At 36.2% G+C, this 22,192-nt stretch carries 21 protein-coding genes, 2 pseudogenes and 1 riboswitch; of the genes and pseudogenes, 18 read left to right on the plus strand and 5 right to left on the minus strand.

Annotated elements, in window-relative coordinates; genetic code table 11:
• Positions 1–84 precede the first annotated feature (84 nt).
• On the minus strand, positions 85–375 hold the full coding sequence (locus tag BAQ49_RS18330; RefSeq protein WP_071746556.1) for a hypothetical protein: 291 nt from the start codon (positions 373–375) through the stop codon (positions 85–87).
• A gap of 102 nt (positions 376–477) precedes the next feature.
• Between BAQ49_RS18330 and BAQ49_RS18335 the strand changes: the two genes are divergently transcribed.
• The 8 genes and pseudogenes from BAQ49_RS18335 to BAQ49_RS33950 all read left to right on the plus strand — a co-directional run bounded on the left by BAQ49_RS18335 (position 478) and on the right by BAQ49_RS33950 (position 5,820).
• A complete protein-coding gene (locus BAQ49_RS18335) occupies positions 478–897 on the plus strand; it encodes a YhfM domain-containing protein (RefSeq protein ID WP_071746557.1) in 420 nt (139 codons plus the stop codon).
• Positions 898–1,112: 215 nt separating this feature from the next.
• Positions 1,113–2,558: a L,D-transpeptidase family protein gene (locus BAQ49_RS18340; RefSeq protein WP_071746558.1), complete on the plus strand. Its 1,446-nt coding sequence runs from the start codon at positions 1,113–1,115 to the stop codon at positions 2,556–2,558.
• A gap of 332 nt (positions 2,559–2,890) precedes the next feature.
• Positions 2,891–3,742 (plus strand): DUF2935 domain-containing protein, encoded by an 852-nt coding sequence (locus tag BAQ49_RS18345; protein WP_071746559.1) that lies wholly within the window; start codon positions 2,891–2,893, stop codon positions 3,740–3,742.
• Between the two features lie 381 nt (positions 3,743–4,123).
• Positions 4,124–4,339, plus strand: a complete 216-nt coding sequence (locus tag BAQ49_RS18350) for a hypothetical protein (protein WP_071746560.1) — start codon at positions 4,124–4,126, stop codon at positions 4,337–4,339.
• Between the two features lie 71 nt (positions 4,340–4,410).
• A pseudogene (locus tag BAQ49_RS33645) lies at positions 4,411–4,601 on the plus strand (ATP-grasp domain-containing protein); the annotation flags it as partial.
• Between the two features lie 148 nt (positions 4,602–4,749).
• Positions 4,750–4,911: a hypothetical protein gene (locus BAQ49_RS33040; RefSeq protein WP_000441003.1), complete on the plus strand. Its 162-nt coding sequence runs from the start codon at positions 4,750–4,752 to the stop codon at positions 4,909–4,911.
• A 356-nt stretch (positions 4,912–5,267) separates the two neighbouring features.
• On the plus strand, positions 5,268–5,666 hold the full coding sequence (locus BAQ49_RS18360; RefSeq protein ID WP_071746561.1) for a DUF1259 domain-containing protein: 399 nt from the start codon (positions 5,268–5,270) through the stop codon (positions 5,664–5,666).
• Positions 5,667–5,688: 22 nt separating this feature from the next.
• Positions 5,689–5,820: a hypothetical protein gene (locus BAQ49_RS33950; RefSeq protein ID WP_279626815.1), complete on the plus strand. Its 132-nt coding sequence runs from the start codon at positions 5,689–5,691 to the stop codon at positions 5,818–5,820.
• Between the two features lie 494 nt (positions 5,821–6,314).
• Here BAQ49_RS33950 and BAQ49_RS18365 read toward each other — a convergent pair whose 3' ends face one another.
• Positions 6,315–6,908 carry a hypothetical protein gene (locus BAQ49_RS18365; RefSeq protein WP_071746562.1) on the minus strand — a complete coding sequence of 198 codons (594 nt, stop codon included), beginning with the start codon at positions 6,906–6,908 and terminating at the stop codon, positions 6,315–6,317.
• Between the two features lie 288 nt (positions 6,909–7,196).
• Between BAQ49_RS18365 and BAQ49_RS18370 the strand changes: the two genes are divergently transcribed.
• The 7 genes and pseudogenes from BAQ49_RS18370 (at position 7,197) to BAQ49_RS18400 (ending at position 15,323) form a co-directional block, all read left to right on the plus strand.
• Entirely contained in the window at positions 7,197–8,693 is a 1,497-nt protein-coding gene (locus tag BAQ49_RS18370; RefSeq protein WP_071746563.1) for a DHA2 family efflux MFS transporter permease subunit, read from the plus strand.
• A gap of 639 nt (positions 8,694–9,332) precedes the next feature.
• Complete coding sequence (gene cypD / locus BAQ49_RS18375; RefSeq protein ID WP_071746564.1) at positions 9,333–12,530, plus strand: bifunctional P-450/NADPH--P450 reductase; 3,198 nt, start codon at positions 9,333–9,335, stop codon at positions 12,528–12,530.
• A gap of 295 nt (positions 12,531–12,825) precedes the next feature.
• Entirely contained in the window at positions 12,826–13,245 is a 420-nt protein-coding gene (locus tag BAQ49_RS18380) for a MarR family winged helix-turn-helix transcriptional regulator (protein WP_071746565.1), read from the plus strand.
• Between the two features lie 329 nt (positions 13,246–13,574).
• Entirely contained in the window at positions 13,575–13,925 is a 351-nt protein-coding gene (locus tag BAQ49_RS18385; protein ID WP_071746578.1) for a DoxX family protein, read from the plus strand.
• Positions 13,926–14,008: 83 nt separating this feature from the next.
• Entirely contained in the window at positions 14,009–14,500 is a 492-nt protein-coding gene (locus BAQ49_RS18390; protein WP_071746566.1) for an anthrone oxygenase family protein, read from the plus strand.
• 65 nt (positions 14,501–14,565) lie between these two features.
• Positions 14,566–14,813: pseudogene (locus tag BAQ49_RS33650) on the plus strand (peroxiredoxin); the annotation flags it as partial.
• Positions 14,814–15,017: 204 nt separating this feature from the next.
• Positions 15,018–15,323: a monooxygenase gene (locus BAQ49_RS18400; RefSeq protein WP_071746567.1), complete on the plus strand. Its 306-nt coding sequence runs from the start codon at positions 15,018–15,020 to the stop codon at positions 15,321–15,323.
• 386 nt (positions 15,324–15,709) lie between these two features.
• Here the strand turns inward: BAQ49_RS18400 and BAQ49_RS18405 are convergent, their stop codons facing one another.
• Complete coding sequence (locus BAQ49_RS18405) at positions 15,710–16,033, minus strand: hypothetical protein (RefSeq protein WP_071746568.1); 324 nt, start codon at positions 16,031–16,033, stop codon at positions 15,710–15,712.
• Positions 16,034–16,152: 119 nt separating this feature from the next.
• Positions 16,153–16,545 (minus strand): VOC family protein, encoded by a 393-nt coding sequence (locus tag BAQ49_RS18410; RefSeq protein WP_071746569.1) that lies wholly within the window; start codon positions 16,543–16,545, stop codon positions 16,153–16,155.
• A gap of 111 nt (positions 16,546–16,656) precedes the next feature.
• On the opposite strand from BAQ49_RS18410, the gene BAQ49_RS18415 reads away from it, so the two are divergent.
• Together BAQ49_RS18415 and BAQ49_RS18420 are read left to right on the plus strand one after the other, a co-directional pair.
• Positions 16,657–18,966: an AAA domain-containing protein gene (locus BAQ49_RS18415; protein WP_071746570.1), complete on the plus strand. Its 2,310-nt coding sequence runs from the start codon at positions 16,657–16,659 to the stop codon at positions 18,964–18,966.
• 75 nt (positions 18,967–19,041) lie between these two features.
• Positions 19,042–19,143: riboswitch (SAM riboswitch) on the plus strand.
• An 87-nt stretch (positions 19,144–19,230) separates the two neighbouring features.
• Entirely contained in the window at positions 19,231–20,436 is a 1,206-nt protein-coding gene (locus BAQ49_RS18420; protein WP_071746571.1) for a M20 family metallopeptidase, read from the plus strand.
• 155 nt (positions 20,437–20,591) lie between these two features.
• Here BAQ49_RS18420 and BAQ49_RS18425 read toward each other — a convergent pair whose 3' ends face one another.
• Positions 20,592–21,032 (minus strand): Lrp/AsnC family transcriptional regulator, encoded by a 441-nt coding sequence (locus BAQ49_RS18425; RefSeq protein ID WP_071746572.1) that lies wholly within the window; start codon positions 21,030–21,032, stop codon positions 20,592–20,594.
• Between the two features lie 321 nt (positions 21,033–21,353).
• Here BAQ49_RS18425 and BAQ49_RS18430 point away from each other — a divergent pair, with 321 nt between their 5' ends.
• Entirely contained in the window at positions 21,354–22,118 is a 765-nt protein-coding gene (locus BAQ49_RS18430) for an SDR family oxidoreductase (protein ID WP_071746573.1), read from the plus strand.
• The last annotated feature ends 74 nt before the right edge of the window (positions 22,119–22,192 follow it).

Genomic DNA, 22,192 nt, shown 5'->3' on the forward strand with positions numbered 1-22,192 from the left:
ATGGCGTCCCTTACTTCGCTTAATTTATTTTAAAGCAAGTTTTAAACTTTCAACGAACCATTTGTTACGGATTATATTTATATTTTACGTGAAATGATAACCGAACCAAAGGAAAAATAAAATAATTGCTGTATTAAATAACGTAAAGGTTAAACCGATAATAGATAAAATTCTCTTTTCGGTACGACTACAAAAAGAGATAACTGCTAAAATAATTGCTATAACAGCGGAAGTTAAAATGAAGTACGCGAAAGGAACCACGTATTCTACTCCAACTCTGTCTAAAACAGGTGAGAAGAGAAAGAGGTTAATAGTAACGAATATACTTACAATGAGAAACGTATAACTTTTCCAAGTGTATGTTTTTAGTTGCATTGAAGGGCACTCCTTCTTTATTAGTGTTTATATGTCTAATTGTAAGGTGTTTACCTTTATTTTACAATTACAGATAATTTTATTAAAAAGAGGGGTACTAATATGCGAATCAGAAATTTGATTGTAGTTTTTATCGCTATTTGTATATTCATAGTAACCGGCTGTTCAAATATACTAGGAAATGAAGATCAAAGAATCGAAGTGCAAAAACGCATTGGTGATGATTATGAGGATTTGAATGTAGTTACAGACAAGAATCAAGTGTTGCAAGTAAAGAAAATATTAAATGAAATTCATTTTGAAAATAAAAAAGTGGAAATGTCTCGTTCAGCTGATTATCACTTTGTTTTTCAATTTAAAAATCCGAAAATAGAGGCGAAAGCTGTATTGTATCAAATTTGGATAAGTCCTAATAAAGATAAAGTAGAAGTAATGGCGGGGGATAATCGGTATGCTCAATTAGAAGGAAAAAATGCAGTCACTTTGTTTTTGATTGTTACGGGAGAGAAGTTAGCTGAATAAAAGTATATGGTACTTAACTTTTGGGTGTTTATTGTAATAAGTTACTACTTGTAAGGGACTATTCAATGTGCCGTTCTATTAAAAATTCTAAAGTTGATCAATTAAATGCAATCAAATCTAGTCAAAAGTAATGAAATTTCAGGAAAAATAAGGTACACTAGTCAATGGTTTTGGTTTAAAATCGATGGACGTTAATGTATACGGGGGAAAGATTGATGAACAACAATCCAATAAATGAATCAGTTGAAGAAGTTGAGAGAAAACGAGTAAGATCAAGCAAACGTTTTATAAACTGGAAGCTTATCGCAGCGGGTATTGGTATAATTGCACTTCTCATTGGGGGAATGAGTTATTACCAGGCAACTCACTTCAATTCGAATGTTACGATTAATGACACCAATGTTGGTGGTTTGAGTGCTGATCAGGCAATACAGAAACTAAAAACATCTGGACTAGCAAACAAAGTCTATGTCGATCAACAACAAATTTTAGATGAAAAAGATACAAAAACGGAACTTACGGAAAAAGATTTGCCACAAGTTAAGAAACTATTAAAAAGCCAGTGGACATTTTTCCCTTCTTCAAAGGAAAAAAATTATTCATTGCTACCGGACGAGGCAGATCAGTATCGTAGTGAAACGATGAAAAAACTTGTAGAAGAAAAGCTCATCTCTATGAATGAAAAACTAAAAGCGCCTCAAGATGCTATGGCGAAGCTTGAACAAGGAAAAGTTGTTATCTCGAAGAGCGTTGATGGAAAACAGTATGACGTTACTAGTCTACTGAAAGATTACGACAAGCAGAAGTATAAAAGTGAAATTCATCTGAAGTCTGCATACATAAAGCCTATTAAAGAAGACGACCCGATTGTCAAAAAAGAGGAGGAAGCACTACAAAATCTTCTTAGGCAGTCCGTTGAGTATAAAGTACAGAATGAAGTGTATCCTTTAAAAGCAAAAGATTTAATTCAAAATGCCTCTATGTCAAAGGATATGAAAGTTACAATCGATGCGAGCGACATTAAGAATAAGATTGCTGAAATTAATAATGCTAAATCAACGTTAAATAAAGATTTCGCATTTAAAACTCATTCTGGTTCGGTCATATCAGTAAAAGGGCAAGGCTACGGCTGGGCACTAGATGTTGAAAAAGAAACAAAACAAGTTGGGCAAGCTTTTGAAAAGGGTGAAAAATCTCTATCTGCTTCTAATATTCACGGAAATGGTTGGGAGAAGGAAGGTATCGGTTATAAAACAACATCGAATAATGGCATCGGAGACACGTATGCGGAAGTTTCAATTGCAGAGCAACAAATTTGGATTTATAAAGATGGAAAATTAGCAGTCACAACAAATGTAGTAACTGGTAAACATAGCACGAGTGAAGATACATCACCAGGTGTGTGGTACGTCCTATATAAACGAACACCATACACGCTCAAAGGAAGCGCAGTAGGTAAAGCTGATTATGCAGTTAAAGTAGATTACTGGGTTCCATTCACAAATAGCGGTCAAGGATTCCATGACGCAGGCTGGCGAACAAACTGGGCGAATAATGCTTATTTAACAGGGGGATCAGGCGGATGTGTTAACCTTCTTCCTAATGTTGCAAAATCTGTGTATGATAGTTTGAACACTTATGATCCAGTTATCGTGTACTAAAAAATAGCAATCTTGCGTGAAGCGATGTATGTATTAAGAACTTAAATTAAAAAAAGAAGCAGGAAATCGTGAGTGATTTTCTGCTTCTTTTTTATTATTTATACTATGCACTTCTCGTGTACGGGGGATAGTTATAAAAAATACAAAATATAAGCTAGGTACATTTAAACATAAAATGTGGTTATCAAGTCAGAGAAAGGCACCTGATGGTATCTTTTCTTTATTTTCAAAAGGACCTGCTCAATATCATCATGGATTTTTATTGATGGCATTTATTTTTATATTTACTCATAAGAATGGAACTAGCATAGTATTTACTGGGGGGATTAAGAATGAATAGGGATGAAACCTCATTACATCCTGATACGGGTGTTACGTCTGTAATGTTTGTTGAACGGTCATTAAATGAAATTCGTTTTTGGTCTAGAATCATGAAGGAGCATTCTTTTTTTCTTCGATTGGGGTTTAGATGTGAGGATACCCAACTAATCGAAGAAGCTAATCAATTTTATCGATTGTTTGAACATATCGAACAAATAGCGTATTCCTATACAAATGAAACAGATCCTGGGCAAATAAAAAGATTTAATTCAGAAGTACAACAAGCTGCAACTAATATTTGGGGATTTAAACGAAAAATTCTAGGATTAATTCTTACATGTAAATTGCCAGGGCAAAATAATTTTCCACTGTTAGTTGACCATACAAGTAGGGAAGCTGATTATTTTAGAAAACGCTTAATTGAGTTAAATGAAGGTAAATTAGATGCCCTTCCTGATGCTATTATTAAAGAAAATGTTTTCTTTTTAAGGATTATGGCAGACCATGCTAAATTTATTGGTCATCTTCTTGATCCATCGGAAAGAAAGCTTGTAGATACAGCACGGAATTTTAGCAATGATTTTGATGAATTAATGTATCAAGCAATTGACTTAGAATCTATGAAACCACAATCTCAAACAGTTCCTCTTTTAGATCAATTTTTAGATCAAAATCGTGTGTCAGTCACATCTCTTCGGGATTTTAAGAAAACGGCACGTGATTTAATTGAGCAATGTAAAATAAAGAGTATTATTCATCCATTATTAGCAGACCATGTATTTCGTGAAGCTGATAGATTTCTTGAAATCATTGATATGTTTGATGCTCATCTTACCAATATTAAATCACAACCTAGATATTAAAAAATATAGAAAGATACTATTTTTCCTTAAGCTGAGAAGTTAACAATTTATTGTTAGCTTCTTTTCCTTGTGATTTTTAATATTTCCAAATTATCCCCTTACAAATTACCCAAAAGAAACAAAGCGGAAAGAGATTGAGATGAAAAGAATGGTTATTCAAATCGGCACATTATGGAGACAGTTCGAATTAAAAATGTTGAATAAAATTGACACTGAATATCATTTGCATTTATTATGGAATCGTCCCATGTAATTGGATATGATTTTTGTGAAAAAAAGTCTACTTTTTTATTAATGTAATAGATTTCAATTAAAATGTCACTTTCAAGAACTATCACTAATTTTTTTTATGAATTTAAACGTAGGAAAGGGTAAGTAAAAATGAACTGGAAAAAAGGCGGATTATGGATTATTATTTTTTTCATTGTAAAAGGTACGATTTCTACACTTTTACTTGTTACAGGTGCTAAATATTTTAATTTATCATATATGCAACTTTTCGTGCTAGTACTGATCTTATTACTGATTTCTCTCATAAGTCGAAAATTACTCTATAGACATAAACAAAATAAAAAGCAAAAAGAGCTAAATGTATAATGAAGCCCCAGAGATCTTTGGATTTCTGGGGTTTTACTTATTCAATAGTGAGTTTTGGGTCCGCAATACGGATGGTACAAATTGATCTATTAGTAAAAGAGGGAGACACCATACCAACTATTGTAGATAGCACTCAACGCAAAGGATCTATATTATTTGCGGCTAATGATATGAAACATATGTATGAAGTTGCAGAGAAAATATGTGACAATATAACGTTTGTTTATCAGAATGGAAACCTTCTTTTAAAAAATATGTGTAAAAAATGTGGCAAATGACTGGTCTATATAAAAAGAGAAATTTTCGAATTCCCTGATAGTGCTAAACCTAAGCAAAATAATTAACCATCCTACGCATGAAAGTTCAGGTAGCTAATCGCATATGTTTTATGGAAAGGATGTGATTGAATTATGGAACGACCGAATTGGGGAATTGGCGGATTAGTATTCGTTGGCTGCATGTTTCTTGGCGGAGGAGTGGGATCTATATTAGGTGATACTCATGCTGGATGGCTAATAGGGATGGGTGCTGGATTTATTGGGATGGCTTTAACGAGACTGATCAGAAAGTAATATAACGGGATTCTTCTTCGGATAAATAAGGAAATATGTATGTAAGTAATTCATGGTATAAGAGCTCGATAAATTATAGTTAGAAACTTCTCTTTTCTAAACTACTCCATACATAGATATGATTCTCAAGTCGGAGGATGGCACCTTAGGGTGTCTTTTTTATGCTCTCTAAAAATGTCTGAACATATAATAGCTGAGTTTTGCCTTCAGTCTCTGATGCCCATTAAGCATAAAATAAAAATTCTGCACCATTTAAACTCTGATAACAATTCATACGATCAAGAATAATTGAGCTAATAGATTCATTACCGTTTCAGACCGATGTATTTATTCATAACCTAACAGTAAAAGGGGGGATGATTAAAGGTATGGCGATTAATGAGGAATCAATTTGTCAACAGTTTGCAAGAATTATCGGTGGCCAAGAAGGATTCGCCGGTGGAAAATGTGTGGCAACAATAAATCGGGATGAAATACAAGCAACAATCTTAGGGAAACGTTTTAGAGTAACAACTTCCTTCTCATTCGAATCAAGAGATCATAAAACTGGACGGGCATTATGTCTAGGACGGGTAGCGCTCTTACAAAAGGAAGTCACTGGATTTGTTGCTACAATTATTAAACAAGGGATAATTGTTTCGTCAATACACAATGAGTGGTTATGTGATGATCCAAATTTGATTTACGTTAATATTGAAGACGTTGATGATCCACTAACTTTCGCAAGGAAAGTTAGAAGAGCGTTATGCAATTAACTAATTTCTTTCGTTAAATGAGATGCTATCACATGCGAATTTTCAGTCCACTTTCGATGGACAAGAAAAAGATTCTATTATTTATGTATTAGCAAGTGAGTCTGAAATAATAGAAACAGTTAACAAATCGAGTAAGAAAACCAATCGTTTCTGATGATTATGCTTTACTAGATTTTATTCAAAAGCCGAGTACGTATTTTATCCCGTAAATGCCCGATTTGCCTCAACTAATAATCAGTGGGGGATGAGCACCCCACTGACACGGATTAAAGTTTCGCTTCATCAGCAACAGCATTTATTTTAGCTGGTATTGTACTTTTTATTATGTTTTACCCAGATCTGTTAGAGATTCCAAAAAAATTTGACTACTTTTCAAATAAATAAAGAGTAAAAAACCGGTTCTTTCGTAAAGGAACCGGTTTTTTACGTACGAAATTTGCGTTTTGTTGGTGTTACCACACCTCTATCAAGTTATCAGATACAAGGTAATAGATGTTTTTATAATTTGGAAGACGAGGAAATGAACTTGGAGGGAGTATTGGAAGCGTACAATCAATACATTGAGGGGGCATGTTTGAGAAGATTAAATCAATGGAAAAGGAAATGTTTTTTAGCCTGGGCTAGGACCTATCCGCCCGTTCTAATTAACTAAAAGAAGAACTTCCCCATACCGATTAGACTACTAATCATTCCTATTCCATTCATGCTGCTTTTTCCTACTGCAAGTAAGTTTCCAAGCATTCCTGGCTGACCGTTATTCCCCCATCCCATGGGACTTACCTGTCCTCCCCACGCTGGGGGGGGGCCGAAAACACCCCATTTATTGGAATTAAAATTAAAAGCCTTGGCTGGCGGTGATAGTAAAGCGGCAAGATGCCCTTGTGCGAACATCCCTGTATGATTGAATGGTTGAGCCCAAGGGAAGGAGGAGGGGTGAAAATTGAAACCTGCATGGCCTGAAACTGGAGCCCAATTAGCAGGAGGTCCTTGGGGCATCATCCCCGCATAATTGTTTGGCTGGCCCCAAGAGAAGGGGGAGGACTGGGGATTGAAACCCGTATAATTGGCTGATGAATCCCAACCAAATGGATAGACTCGATAACTCCAATTCTCAGGAATCTTCAGACCATTCATTCCCTCCGCTTTAGTTATTTGGGGCTGTGAATATAATGATGACATTGAAATTTGGGTATTATATTGCTCCCCGTTTCCCTCTGAATTCAAATACCAATATTGGTGCATAAGCTTATTCCCCTCACTTTAAAAATGTAATGTTAGACTTAGCCTATGTAATATTCCTTTTTATGGATGGTTACATAACTAGATTTACAAGCCCGTATTTAAATGTTTATAAAGGTGTAATCAATAAAAAAGATTTTAAAATGTTATGTTGAGCAAATAGAATTGCTAAAAAGAGAATATCCATTCGAAGAGTTTGGCAAAATACTGCAAGGATAATGTATTTTTGTGCAGATATGCAAACGATTTAAACGAATCAATGGAATTGATAATGAAGGGACAAATAAATATATGAGTGAAACATTACATAAAAGAAAACCACCATATTTAATGCTTGTAATCCTTTTTATTGGGGCATTTGTTTCTTTTCTAAATAACTCGCTTTTAAATGTAGCCTTGCCATCAATAATGAAGGATTTAGACATTAAAGACTATTCAACGATCCAGTGGCTTTCTACAGGGTATATGCTTGTAAGTGGTATATTAATTCCGGCATCAGCATTTTTAATAACCCGCTTTTCCAATAGGAGCTTATTTATTACATCTATGGTGATTTTTATTCTTGGTACGGCCTTAGCGGCTGTAGCACCGAACTTTAGTTTATTACTTACTGGCCGGATGATTCAAGCAGCAGGTTCTTCAGTCATGGGGCCTTTGTTAATGAATATTATGCTAGTAAGCTTTCCAAGAGAAAAAAGGGGAACAGCAATGGGGATTTTTGGATTAGTTATGATTACAGCTCCAGCAATTGGACCGACACTATCAGGTTATATTGTAGAGTATTATGACTGGCGTTTGCTTTTTGAAATGATTTTACCGTTAGCAATCATTAGCTTACTGCTGGGGATTTGGAAATCGGAGAATGTCATGAGACAAAACAAAAATGCAAAACTTGATTATCTCTCATTATTATTATCTTCTGTCGGTTTTGGCGGTTTGTTATATGGATTCAGTTCTGCAAGCTCCGATGGTTGGACGAATAAAGTTGTCTTAACAACCTTAACCATAGGCGCTATTGCCCTAATTGCTTTCATTATCCGTCAATTAAAAATGAATGAACCATTATTGGATTTACGTGTTTACAAGTACCCAATGTTTGCACTTGCGTCTGTAATTGCAATTGTCAACGCAGTGGCCATGTTTTCGGGTATGATTTTAACACCAGCTTATGTACAAAATGTCCGCGGTATTTCACCGCTGAGCTCTGGGCTGATGATGCTTCCAGGTGCGGTAATAATGGGGGTTATGTCACCAATTACAGGTAAATTATTTGATAAATATGGCCCTCGGCTTCTTGGTATAGTAGGACTTTCCATTACAGCTGTTTCAACTTATATGCTGGCAAACCTGCAAATCGACTCTAGTCACACGCATATTATTCTTATTTACACACTGCGGATGTTTGGGATGGCGATGGTGATGATGCCACTTATGACAAATGGCCTTAATCAATTGCCAACTCGCTTAAATCCGCACGGTACGGCTGTTAATAATACAGCTCAACAAGTGTCCGGTTCGATTGGTACTGCTATTCTTGTTACGATTATGAATTCTGTAACAAAAACAAAAGCTGAAAGTCTAATGGTTGATGTAGATCCAACAACCTTCACAGAAGCTACGAAGGCAATATTAACTCAGAAGGCTTTATTATCCGGAATTCAATATTCATTCTATGTAGCGCTTGGCATGAATGTTGTTGCACTACTATTAGTTTTTTTCGTTAAACGTGTAGATACAAGCGCGGAAGCTGTCGAGAGGTTAAATCGGTCGAGTGAAACAAAACTTTAGATAATGATTTCTAAAAATTTTTTGCTGATTAGTTAGACTATGAAGAAATGCAAATTTCTGCTGCTAAGGCGCTGGTATTTAAATCTGGAAAAAACAGTGAAATAATTATATATAGTAAAAAGGATCTGATATTCATATCAGATCCTTTTTCATTCGTAACACAGTATACTTGTTTATCGTATTTGTTTGAATTGACATTAGAAACTACTGGTTTTCCCAATACTACAATCTTTAGCTTTCAATTTCTGATAAATATTATAATAATTCGCTTCATTTTAATTTAGTATTTTTTCTGCAAGTTATAAATCTAATGTCGACAAATAACTTAGATTACCAACCTTATAAGCAATATCATAATCATGAATAGTTAGGGAAAAGATAAATAAGGTAATCAATTACATATCTTTATCCCAGGCGATTCATTGCTATCTTCTCTTTATTGAATGGGATATTTTATCCCGCTATTTGCCGGGCAGTAAGACCCCACCTCAAAATTCAGCGGAAGCAAAGAAGTTAGACGGGGGTCGGGCTGCCCGTAAAAGCCCGATTGGTGTGGGCTGATAATCAGTGGAGAATGAACAAAACCCCCACTGATTAAAGTTTCACTTTATTTCATGCTTTTTTGAAAGGGTGTTTTTAATGGAAAAAGAAGTATCTGCCATTCCTCAGCCGAAAACATATGGACCGCTGGGTAATCTCCCATTAATTGATAAAGATAAACCGACCTTATCCTTTATCAAACTAGCGGAAGAGTATGGTCCCATTTTTCGAATTCAAACTTTAGGTGATACCATCATTGTCGTTTCTGGACATAAACTGGTAGCAGAAGTCTGTGACGAAACACGGTTCGATAAAAGTATAGAGGGTGCTTTAGCAAAGGTTCGTGCCTTTGCTGGAGACGGATTATTTACAAGCGAGACTCACGAGCCTAACTGGAAAAAAGCTCATAATATTTTGATGCCTACATTCAGCCAACGGGCAATGAAAGATTACCATACCATGATGGTCGATATTGCCGTACAACTCGTTCAAAAATGGGCAAGACTTAATCCGAATGAAAACGTAGCTGTTCCGGAGGATATGACTCGCCTTACATTAGATACAATTGGTCTATGTGGTTTTAATTACCGATTTAATAGCTTTTATCGTGAGACCCCTCATCCTTTTATTACTAGCATGAGCCGTGCTCTAGATGAGGCGATGCACCAATTGCAGCGGCTGGATATAGAAGACAAACTCATGTGGAGAACGAAACGTCAATTTCAGCATGATATTCAATCTATGTTTTCTTTAGTAGATAATATTATTGCTGAACGTAAAAGTAATGGGAAACAGGAAGAAAATGATTTACTTTCCCGTATGTTAAATGTGCAGGATCCGGAAACTGGTGAAAAATTAGATGATGAAAATATTCGTTTTCAAATTATTACCTTTTTAATAGCTGGGCATGAGACAACAAGTGGATTGTTATCTTTTGCAATCTATTTTTTATTAAAGAATCCAGATAAATTGAAAAAAGCCTATGAAGAAGTAGATCGGGTTTTAACAGATCCCACTCCAACATACCAACAAATTATGAAACTAAAGTATATACGGATGGTTTTAAATGAATCGCTACGTCTATGGCCTACTGCTCCAGCATTTAGTCTCTATGCAAAAGAAGATACAGTAATTGGTGGGAAATACCCAATTAAGAAAGGAGAAGATCGTATTTCTGTTCTTATTCCTCAGCTACATAGGGATAAAGATGCGTGGGGAGACAATGTGGAAGAATTCCAACCTGAACGATTTGAAGAGATGGATAAGGTTCCTCATCATGCTTATAAGCCATTTGGAAATGGTCAGAGAGCATGTATCGGTATGCAGTTTGCACTTCATGAAGCCACACTCGTAATGGGAATGCTTCTTCAACATTTTGAATTCATTGATTATGAAGACTATCAGCTGGACGTAAAACAAACATTAACGCTAAAGCCTGGTGATTTTAAAATTAGGATTCTACCCCGAAATCAAACTATCAGTCATACTACTGTTCTTGCGCCTACAGAGGAGAAACTGAAAAACCATGAAATCGAACAGCAAGTTCAGAAGACTCCTTCTATTATTGGGGCAGATAATCTTTCGCTGCTTGTTCTGTATGGCTCGGATACCGGGGTAGCAGAAGGTATTGCAAGAGAACTAGCAGATACAGCTAGTTTAGAAGGTGTTCAAACGGAAGTGGTAGCTCTTAACGATCGAATTGGAAGTCTGCCAAAAGAAGGGGCGGTTCTTATTGTAACTTCTTCTTATAATGGAAAGCCGCCAAGTAATGCAGGACAGTTTGTGCAGTGGTTGGAGGAATTAAAACCGGATGAGCTAAAAGGTGTTCAATACGCAGTTTTTGGTTGTGGAGATCATAATTGGGCTAGTACCTATCAGCGAATTCCAAGATACATTGATGAGCAAATGGCTCAAAAAGGAGCAACAAGATTTTCTACACGTGGAGAAGCGGATGCAAGTGGTGATTTCGAGGAACAGCTCGAGCAATGGAAACAAAGTATGTGGTCTGATGCGATGAAGGCATTTGGATTGGAGTTTAACAAAAACATTGAGAAAGAGCGCAGTACTTTGAGTCTGCAATTTGTCAGCCGTCTTGGAGGATCTCCTCTTGCGCGAACATATGAAGCAGTTTATGCATCTATATTAGAAAATCGTGAACTTCAATCATCTAGCAGTGAAAGAAGCACGCGACATATTGAGATATCCTTGCCAGAAGGCGCTACGTATCAAGAAGGTGACCACCTTGGGGTGCTGCCAATTAATAGTGAGAAAAATGTCAATCGAATTTTAAAACGCTTTGGATTAAACGGGAAGGATCAAGTCATACTGAGTGCAAGTGGACGAAGTGTAAATCACATACCTTTAGACAGTCCTGTTAGTTTATATAACCTTCTTAGTTATAGTGTTGAAGTTCAAGAAGCAGCCACTCGAGCACAAATACGAGAAATGGTGACATTCACAGCATGCCCTCCTCATAAAAAGGAATTGGAATCATTATTGGAAGACGGAGTTTATCATGAACAAATATTAAAGAAACGTGTTTCAATGTTGGATCTTCTTGAAAAGTATGAGGCTTGTGAAATCCGATTTGAACGCTTTTTAGAACTTCTTCCGGCGCTCAAACCGCGTTACTATTCTATTTCAAGCTCTCCACTCGTTGCACAGGATCGTCTGAGCATTACGGTTGGTGTTGTTAATGCGCCTGCATGGAGTGGGGAAGGGACATATGAAGGAGTCGCTTCTAATTATTTAGCTCAGCGTCATAATAAAGATGAGATTATTTGTTTCATTCGAACGCCACAATCAAACTTTCAATTACCTGAAAATCCAGAAACACCAATTATCATGGTTGGGCCAGGTACTGGAATTGCACCATTCCGTGGATTCTTACAAGCGCGTCGCGTTCAAAAGAAAAAAGGTATGAACTTAGGACAAGCACATCTATACTTTGGTTGTCGTCATCCTGAAAAGGATTATCTCTATCGTACAGAACTAGAAAATGATGAAAGAGATGGATTAATCTCTTTACACACAGCTTTTTCTCGCTTAGAAGGACATCCTAAAACATATGTACAGCATTTAATAAAACAAGATAGAATGAATTTAATTTCGTTATTAGATAATGGGGCTCATCTTTATATATGTGGTGATGGAAGTAAAATGGCTCCTGACGTAGAAGATACCCTTTGTCAAGCATATCAAGAAATTCATGAAGTCGGTGAACAAGAAGCAAGAAATTGGTTGGAACGTGTGCAAGATGAAGGGCGATATGGAAAAGATGTTTGGGCTGGTATATGAATTTTTCTTAATTAGATAAGTAATATGTAACGAATGAACTTCTTTCGAATAAGTGTTGATTTAAGTAATAAACTCATTTATAAAAATCCCGTATTTTTATTGAATACGGGATTTTCTTATTTTTAAATAAGCTGGACTGATACTGTAGAAAAATAATAGGTAATTCATTTGACTATTAAAATGACCTAATTTAATATATATGTCATAGCATGTAATTAGTAAAACAAATACATTCACTTTGAATAATTGACTGGTATGCTATATCCTTTTATGTCTTAATGTATAGAGGTGATACATGAACTTACATGATTTAATAGGCTATCTTGTTCATCGTACTGATGTGAAAATGACCAATTATTTTACGAAGAAATTAAAGCCTTTTGGAGTTACGCCAGAGCAGTGGGGGATTATTAGTGTTCTTTGTAGCCAAAGGGCCACTACTCAAAAAGAGTTAGCAGAAGCGATTGATAAAGATCAAACTACTGTCGTAAGAATGATACAGTCAATGGAGAGAAAAGGGATTGTAAAGAAGGCTTTGAATGACCAAGATAGGCGTTCACACAACCTTTTTTTAACTGAAAAAGGTGACGAGTTAAAGAAAACAATCTTGCCTGTAGTGAAAGACGCTCACCATTTCGTTACGAGTAATTTGAGCGAAGAAGAGATTAAAGTATTACAATCATTATTAAACAAATTGTATGATACACGCTATTAATACTTGTTCCTTATTGATGCTACGCTATTCATAAGGAACAAACTTTGTTTTATGTATTATATGCTATAGCATATAGTTTTTGTTTGTTTGGAGGAATGGGAAGATAGCTTTATTTTGTATGATATCTGATTCAGGGTCACCTTTTTGCCTAGTACCAGTCAAATTTTTGTATTATATATGCTATAGCATGTAAAATTCATCCCTTTAATATTAAGAAGGGGAATGTAAATTGAAGCGACTTCCCTATGGCCAATCTCAGGAAATAGGGTAAAGGTAGTGATTACTATCTGAACAATACTGAGTTTTCATCAAATAATAAGAAAGGTGTGATTACTATTTTAATTTTCATCAATATTGTAAAAGTAGTGTTGTTTCTGTTCTTTTTAATGACAGGTACGAAAATTATATCTGGGAAAATGGCAGATGAGTTCAAGCGATTTGGTTTACCTTCGTTTTTTAATTTCTTAACTGGAGCTTTTGAGATTGTAGGAGCAATTGGAATGTTGATAGGAATTTGGTTCCCAACAGCAGCTTTATTGGCAGGATTATTGTTAGGCGGTACGATGCTTGCAGCTGCATTAACTCTTATTGTACTAGCGAGAGATCCCTTTAAGAAGGCAATACCTGCGCTTGTTTTGTTTGTCCTTAGTATAGGGATAAGTTTGTATCATATTTTTTAAACAGAACCGAAAACTGTTAAACTTTATGCGTTCAAGTTGATATCGCTTTGTAATTATTTTATAGATAGGGGGTGTGAAAACGTATGAATGAGTTATTATTTTTCAAAGTCTTAGCGTTTCTTGCTATATTGACAACAAGTATTGTTGCTGGAATCGTTTTTGCATACTCTAATTCTGTCATGCCTGGTCTTCGTAATGCGGATGATCGTACCTTTGTTCTTTCGGTTAGACACTTTACCTCATCAGTGGCTAATCCGATTTTTCTCTTCATTTCAAACGGTGCTCTTATAGCGCAGATCGGTTTTGTTGTATTAGCGGTTTACCTACAGCAATTCGATAAATTCATTTTAGGATTAATCGCATTGATTAGTTATGTTGCGACTCTACTGATCACTTTCACAGGAAACCTTCCGATGAATAGAGCGATTATCTCAGCTGAACTACCTGTAAGAGATTCTGGATGGGAGGAACTCAGAGTCGAATTTGAATCCCGTTGGACGTTGCTGAATCACACGCGTACCTTAACGTGCATTTTGAGTGTGTCGGCACTACTAATAGCGTTGCTTATTAATTAGTAGTATGAATATATTTAGATAAATAGTAATTAACCGGATAATTCTTAAGGAATACGGCATTGGAAAATAACTTATCGTTCCTGATTTTATCAGATGAATATCTGGTGAATTTAAAAGCTTATGATGTTTTCTATCATGGCGATGCTCCCCTTATGAAGCCCGCGGTACTCATGGAAAACCAGCCTACTTTCTTGTGAAGAAAAATGGACAACTACTATATCAACAGAGACAAACGATGCCATTTGGTCGTCCAACTTCGACAGAGTTTAGAAAAATTGTTCAATATATAGGTAAGAATCTCAAGTCTAAATAGAGCTCTTTTTAATGAGTTTTTAATAACTCTTTAATTTTTAAATACAATAAAGAATAGGGAAAGTCTCAAACTAGTGCTGGAATAATAGCAATACGAATTTAGACATTACTATCATTCGAATCATAATTAGTAAAAGAATGAGAAGAATTTTTTATACAAAGGAATTCCCCGTGAACTTTATATTGAAAATAGGAGTGAGTGAAAATGGCATATTTATTACAAGTTGATTTTCCGTTTGAAGGTCCTTTTGGTGAGGAAATGGAAAAGGCGTTTTCGGATTTAGCAAAAAGTATTAATGAAGAAGAAGGATTCCATTGGAAAATATGGACAGAGAATCAAGAAACAAAAGAAGCTGGAGGCATCTATGTATTTGAAGAAACAAAAGATGCTGAAAAATACGCGGAAATGCACAAAAACAGACTTGAAGAAGCTGGTGTTAAAGATATTAGAGTAAGAATTTTTAACATCAATGAAAAGTTAACGGAACTGAATCGTGGTTATATTAAATAATTCCGACAGTCGGAGCAAGCTTAAAAAGGAGGGGATAATCCCCTTCTTTTTTGAATTCTTAAATTGATGATGAGGGGGATCTCACACAAAAAAAATCCCTATATAGATAGGGATTCGTGTATTGGCACATAGATCCTTGGAAAAGGATATTCTAAGTGTAACATATGAGAGTTCTTGAATTTGTGAAATTGACGTGAAAGTACTGTGAAAACAGTTGTATTGAAATAGTTATTTATAAAAGGGTAAGACCCTTACTGGGAGGTAAGGGTCACAGGAAATGCAAATTTATTTGTAATTTGCTAAGATAATTATAATATATATACCAGTCTATACATATTACGAAAATATGAACAAAACTGTTATTTAGTAACTATAGGTAGAACATCCTATTTCTTTTTATTTATATAATAAGATATAAATAGTAAGTCAAATGTGACAATGATAATTATAAGTAATACTTCTAAAAGTGCTTCCGTTTTCCCATGCTGCAAAGACTTTAGAAAGAAATCCCATTCTTTTTCATAGGGAGGTTCTACCCAATTTCGTTGCAGTCCTAAAACCATTCCGTTTATAAAAAAGATAATACTTAATAGGATTCTTCCAACAAATACGGCAACTACTTTTATATTCCAATGCTTTATCTTGATTACATACAGGAATGGGAATAGTATAAGTATCCAAAAAACAATAATATAGACTGTATTTATCATTCCTTACTCCTCACAAAATGATTGTTTCTTAATCTTGGTGAATTTTCAGGGTGAAAGTTACTGGTGTTCAAACCGTTTCTGCACTTGCGAAAAAAGGAGTCAGAATACCGGCTCCTTTTCTATCTCTCCGTCTCAAAAAACTCAATCCACTCTCCATCAGGTCCAGCAAAAAATATGTAACGTGTTCCATCTGGCAATGTTTCGATTTCTTCACCTAGTAAAAATGTTACTTTGTGGCTTTCTAGTCTTTTGATTTTATCTTCTAATGAATCCACTTTAAAGCAAATGTGATGTACTTTTCCTTCGGCTGGAAGGGAAGAGTTATAACCTTCAATTAGTTCAAGTATCGTTTCCTTTGATTCTTCTACACCTAAAAAAGCGAGTTTTAAATCTGGGTTCGGATGTCCCATGCGCTTAATGAGCTGTAAGCCAACGACTTTTTCATAAAATGAAATAGATGTTTCTAAATCTGTAACCATAAGTCCTACGTGTTCAATTCTTCTAACTGGCATGTGCGACCCTTCTTTCTGAAAATTATATATAAAATAATATGGAAAATTAAGAAAATAAGCAAGATATAATTGTTACAATTTTTAGGGCGTTATATGGTATAGTGAGAAAGTATGTTTGGGGAGAAGGAAGGAGATTATACGATGAATACACCTACTCAAACTCCTTCATTATCAGAAACGATGAAAGAGTGGCACTATGCATTAGCATATGAAATTAAACATTGGAAAACGATAGGTGGTAGTAAAATTTCTATCATGAACGGTCGTTTTTTATATACAGATTATGAAAATACAGTGTATGTATTTCAGCTTATTTCGGAAGTAAGCTTACCTGAAGGTTCACCGATTCGAATTGAGTTCGATGGTGAGGAAGCGACAGGGGAAGTATTATCTGTACATGGATTAGAAATAGAACTGAAGTTAAATGATTATATACAAGGCGAAATACGAGAAGCGGTTTTATATAGTGAACCGTGGCAATTGTTAGAGCAACTGCAAGAAAGATTGAAAGAAGCGCGTAAGGATAAGCTGAAACGTAATCGTATAAAGCGTCTTGTTGAGGGGACGAGTAGTCCAAGGCATATTGAGAAGATGAAAAATACGAAAAATGAATTGGCGTATCGTTCATTTTACAACCCGACAACGTACGTGTGGGGACCACCTGGCACAGGGAAGTCTTACAATTTATCACGTATTATTTCGGCGCATTATCAAAAAGGAAAATCGGTACTTGTGTTAGCTCATAGTAATGCGGCAGTAGATGTATTAATGAGCGAAGTAACGAAGCAAATTGAAAAGAAAAAGAAATGGACGCCTGGCGAAATTGTTCGTTACGGTTATAGTCAACATGAACATATACGAAATCATGAAACGTTACTTGCATCGAAATTAGTTGAAACGACGAACGGATCTTGGGGAGAAGAAAGGCTCTATTTAGAGGAAACACGACAAGATCTTCGTGAAAAGATTTTATCATATAAAGCGACTTCTGCTGATAAGAAGCGCATACAAGAGATTGAAAGTGATCTTAGAAAGCAAAAAGCGAAAATTAAAGAAGTAGAAAAAGAATACATTGAAAATGCGAAAGTAATCGGTGCGACTTTATCGAAATGTGCAATTGATGCGCTTATTTATGAGCGCACATTTGATTTAGTTGTCGTAGATGAAGTGAGTATGGCATATGTTCCGCAAATCGCATTAGCTGCTTCTCTTGGGAAACGTATTGTCGTTTGTGGTGACTTTTTACAGTTACCTCCGATTGCGATGGCAAACCATGAACTCGTTCGAAAATGGCTCGGGGAAGATATGTTTTACCATGCTGGGATTGTTGAGTCTGTCAATAAATCAGAAGCACATCCGAACCTCTTTATGTTGCAGGAACAAAGACGTATGCATGCGGATATATCGAAGTTTACAAACTCATTTATTTATAAAAATAGAGTATATGACCATGCATCTGTTTCAGAGCGTAAAGAACTTGCGCAATTGCAACCGTTCGAAAATGAAGCGAGTGTTTTATTTGATACGAGCTTAATGGGAGCATTTTCGTTAAAAGACGCTGCTTCAGGATCTCGTTTTAACATTATGTCTGGTTTAGTAGCGATGCAAATGATGTTAATCGGATTGTTAGACGGTGTTCAGTCGATTGGTGTTGTGACACCTTACAGGGCGCAGTCACGTTTTTTATCGACGTGTATTAGAGAAATGTTGCAGAGAACGAAATATCAAAACATACCAGTTTTAGCGGCGACAGTTCATAAGTTTCAAGGTTCTGAAAGAGATATGATGATCTTTGATACGGTTGACAGTTATCCGCAAGAACGACCTGGCGTGTTATTCTTTGACCATAAAAATCATCGCCTCGTCAATGTAGCAGTAACAAGAGCGAGAGGGAAGTTCATTCAATTATCAGATTGCCATTATATGCGTAAAAACCTTTCGAGAAAACAAGCGTTATCACAATTAACAGCTCATATAGAACGTCATGGAGATGTGTATGATCGCACGACATCAAGACAAGTATGGGAGCGGAAAATTTCGAAACGTTTACGCTGGTTTATGGAAATGAATCTTGAGGAACCGAAAGGGCTATTAAAAGATATTTTAGCTGCAAAACGAAAAATCATTATTTCACTTCCAAGTACAAGGCAAGTAGATAAACGAGTATGGCAAGCGTTAATGCGTACAAATGCGCAAATAACGGTGTATAGTGATGGACCAGTTCCATTGAAAAATGTAAAGTTACAAAGGCAAAATAAAGCATTCCCGTTTATCGTAATTGATGATGAAATCTTCTGGGCAGGCGCACCGCTCACATCTCAAATGATATTTGAAGGTAGTACGGAATTTCCGTACATATGTGCAAGGATGCAAGCACCTGAGACAATCGGCGTATTAAAAGGATTTTTAGATATTCGGTAAATTCGGATAGGAATTCCTTGACTTTTAATCGGAATGAACTTAGAATGAAAATAATTTAATATAATTTTATGAAAATTCTTATCATGAGAGGTGGAGGGACTGGCCCTACGAAACCTCGGCAGCGGATTCTTTATGAATACTGTGCCAATTCCAGCAAGTTAACTTGAAAGATAAGAAAGAAGCTCATTTTGACTGTATATACAGAAGCCTCTTTCTATCTTTTAGAAAGAGGCTTTTTTACGTAAAAATAAAGGGGGAAGAAAAATGGGAGCGACAGGAGTAGCGTCACAAAGAAAAACAATTGAAGAGAGTATAGAAAGAAATAAGGAAAAGTACATAGAAACAAGTCATGATATTCATGCGAATCCGGAGATTGGTAATCAAGAGTTTTACGCATCAAGAACGTTAAGTTTATTGCTAGGTAGTGCAGGATTTCAGTTGCAGCACAATATAGCTGGACATGAAACGGGATTTATCGCGCGGAAAAGTTCAGGAAAGCAAGGGCCAGTTATCGCATTTTTAGCGGAGTATGACGCTTTACCAGGACTCGGTCATGCGTGTGGTCACAATTTAATTGGCACAATTAGCGTCGCAGCAGCAATCGCATTATCAGAAACGCTTGAAGAAATTGGCGGAGAAGTTGTCGTGTTCGGAACACCAGCAGAAGAAGGCGGGCCAAACGGTAGCGCGAAATCGAGTTATGTAAAAGCAGGTTTATTTAAAGATGTTGATGCGGCGCTTATGATTCATCCGAGTGGAAAAACAGCGACAACGAGTCCTTCACTAGCAGTCGATCCACTTGATTTTCATTTTTACGGAAAGACAGCTCACGCGGCAGCTTCACCTGAAGAAGGGATTAACGCATTAGATGCGGTTATTCAGCTGTACAACAGTATTAACGCACTTCGCCAACAACTTCCATCAGATGTGAGAATTCATGGCGTCATTACAGAGGGCGGAAAAGCGCCTAACATTATTCCTGACTACGCTGCAGCGAGGTTCTTCATCCGCGCAGCAACGAGAAAAAGATGTGCGGAAGTAACAGAGAAAGTAAGAAACATCGCAGAGGGAGCAGCGTTAGCAACAGGTACGAAAGTAAAAATCCATCAATTCCAAAATGAAATCGATGAATTACTCGTAACAAAAACATATAACGACATCGTAGCTGAAGAACTAGAACTATTAGGTGAAGAAGTAAATCGTAAAGAAAGACTTGGCATCGGTTCAACCGACGCAGGAAACGTAAGCCAAGTTGTACCGACAATTCACCCGTACATTAAAATCGGTCCAGATGACTTAATTGCGCATACGAATGAATTTAGAGAAGCAGCACGTTCAGAACTTGGAGATAAAGCGCTAGTTACATCGGCAAAAGCACTAGCAAATACAGCGTATCGATTAATTACGGAAGAAGGGCTGTTAGAGAAGGTGAAAGAGGAGTTTAGAGAGGCGCAGAGGAATCAGGGATAAGGGGATTAAGGTGCTCTTTTCGAAGAGCAATCTAATTAATAAGTAGAGATATAAAAAAGAACATTGATATTTCAATGTTCTTTTTTATTTACTAATCATTGATTTTGTTGGTTTTTCTCAAGAAAGAGAAACTTTTACTGTTACGTACCCCTTTATTAGAACGACAATTTCTCCTCAAACTCACTCTTTAATACAATTAAAGGAGATGATAATCCAAATTGCATTAAAGAGTCTAAAAATGTAGCGAGAGAATCCATCGAATCGCTCATGACCTTCATCATATAATTAAATTCGCCGCTAATTCGATATAAATCTGTTACTTCAGGAGCGGCATTACAATATTGGATAAAATCAGAGCATTGGCTCGTTTTAAACATAATGAATGCTTGAATGTTTTTATTAATTTTGGAAGGCTCAAATTTCGTTCGGTAAGCCGCTATAACTCCTTGATCTTCAAGCTTATTAATACGCTCTTTTACAGCAGGCTGCGTCATGGATATAATTCGTCCTATTTCTGAAACGGAAATCCTCGCATTTTCATATAACAAGTTCATTATTTTGTGATCGATGTCATCCAGTTTTATTGCATTTTGCATGAGGTTATCTCCCTTGTTTTATTTTCTAAAGTAAATTGCAATTTATAACTATAATATCATAAGTGAAGGAACTGAATTACCTATAAATCTATATTTAAAATGATTGGTGTTTGCATGAAAATATAAGTATAGGATTTACCCCGCATTAACGGGCAGTAAAACTCCCACCTCAAAATTCAGCTGGAGCAAAGTGGTTAGGTGAGAGATTAACTGCCCGTAAAAGCCCGCTTGGTGAGGGCTAATAATCAGTGGGGGATGAAGAAAACCCCCACTGATTAAAGTTTCACTTTATCAAACGGAAATTTAGGAAGGATGGAAAAAATGAAGAATCTTGATGGGAAAGTAGCGTTAGTAACAGGGGCGAGTCGCGGTATTGGTCGGGCGATTGCGATGAGATTGGCAAACGACGGTGCATTAGTAGCGGTTCACTATGCTCGAAATAAAACAGCTGCAGATGAAACGATTAGTGAGATTGAATCTAATGGAGGAAAAGCGTTCTTAATTGAAGCTGAGCTCAATTCAATTGATGGTGTCAAAAAGCTAGTAGAACAATTAAAATATGAATTACAAATAAGAGTTGGTACATCAGAGGTTGATATGTTAGTAAACAATGCAGGGATAGGTACACAAGGAACGATTGAAGATACGACAGAAGAAGTTTTTGATGAAATTATGGCCGTAAATATGAAGGCGCCGTTCTTTTTAATTCAGCAAACATTACCATTACTACGAGCAGAAGGGCGCATTATCAACATTTCATCAGCTGAAGTACGACTTGGTTTTACAGGCTCAATTGCATACGGTTTAAGTAAAGGCGCATTGAATACGATGACTCTCCCTCTAGCAAAACATCTTGGAGAAAAAGGTATAACAGTAAATACAATTATGCCTGGATATACGAAGACAGATATGAATGCGAAATTGCTAGATAATCCAGAAATACGAAATTTTGCTACGAATTCATCTGTGTTCGGACGAATAGGGCAAGTTGAAGATATTGCAGATGCAGTAGCGTTCCTTGCTTCTCCTGATAGCCGCTGGGTAACAGGGCAGATTTTAGATGTTTCTGGTGGGTTTTGTTTATAGGGGTACTACTCCATACCCATCAAGCTAATCAAGTAAATTACTAGTTATGAAACGATCCTTGTTTCATATCTGGT

The sequence above is a fragment of the Bacillus proteolyticus genome (assembly GCF_001884065.1).
Taxonomy (GTDB): Bacteria; Bacillota; Bacilli; order Bacillales; family Bacillaceae_G; genus Bacillus_A; species Bacillus_A proteolyticus.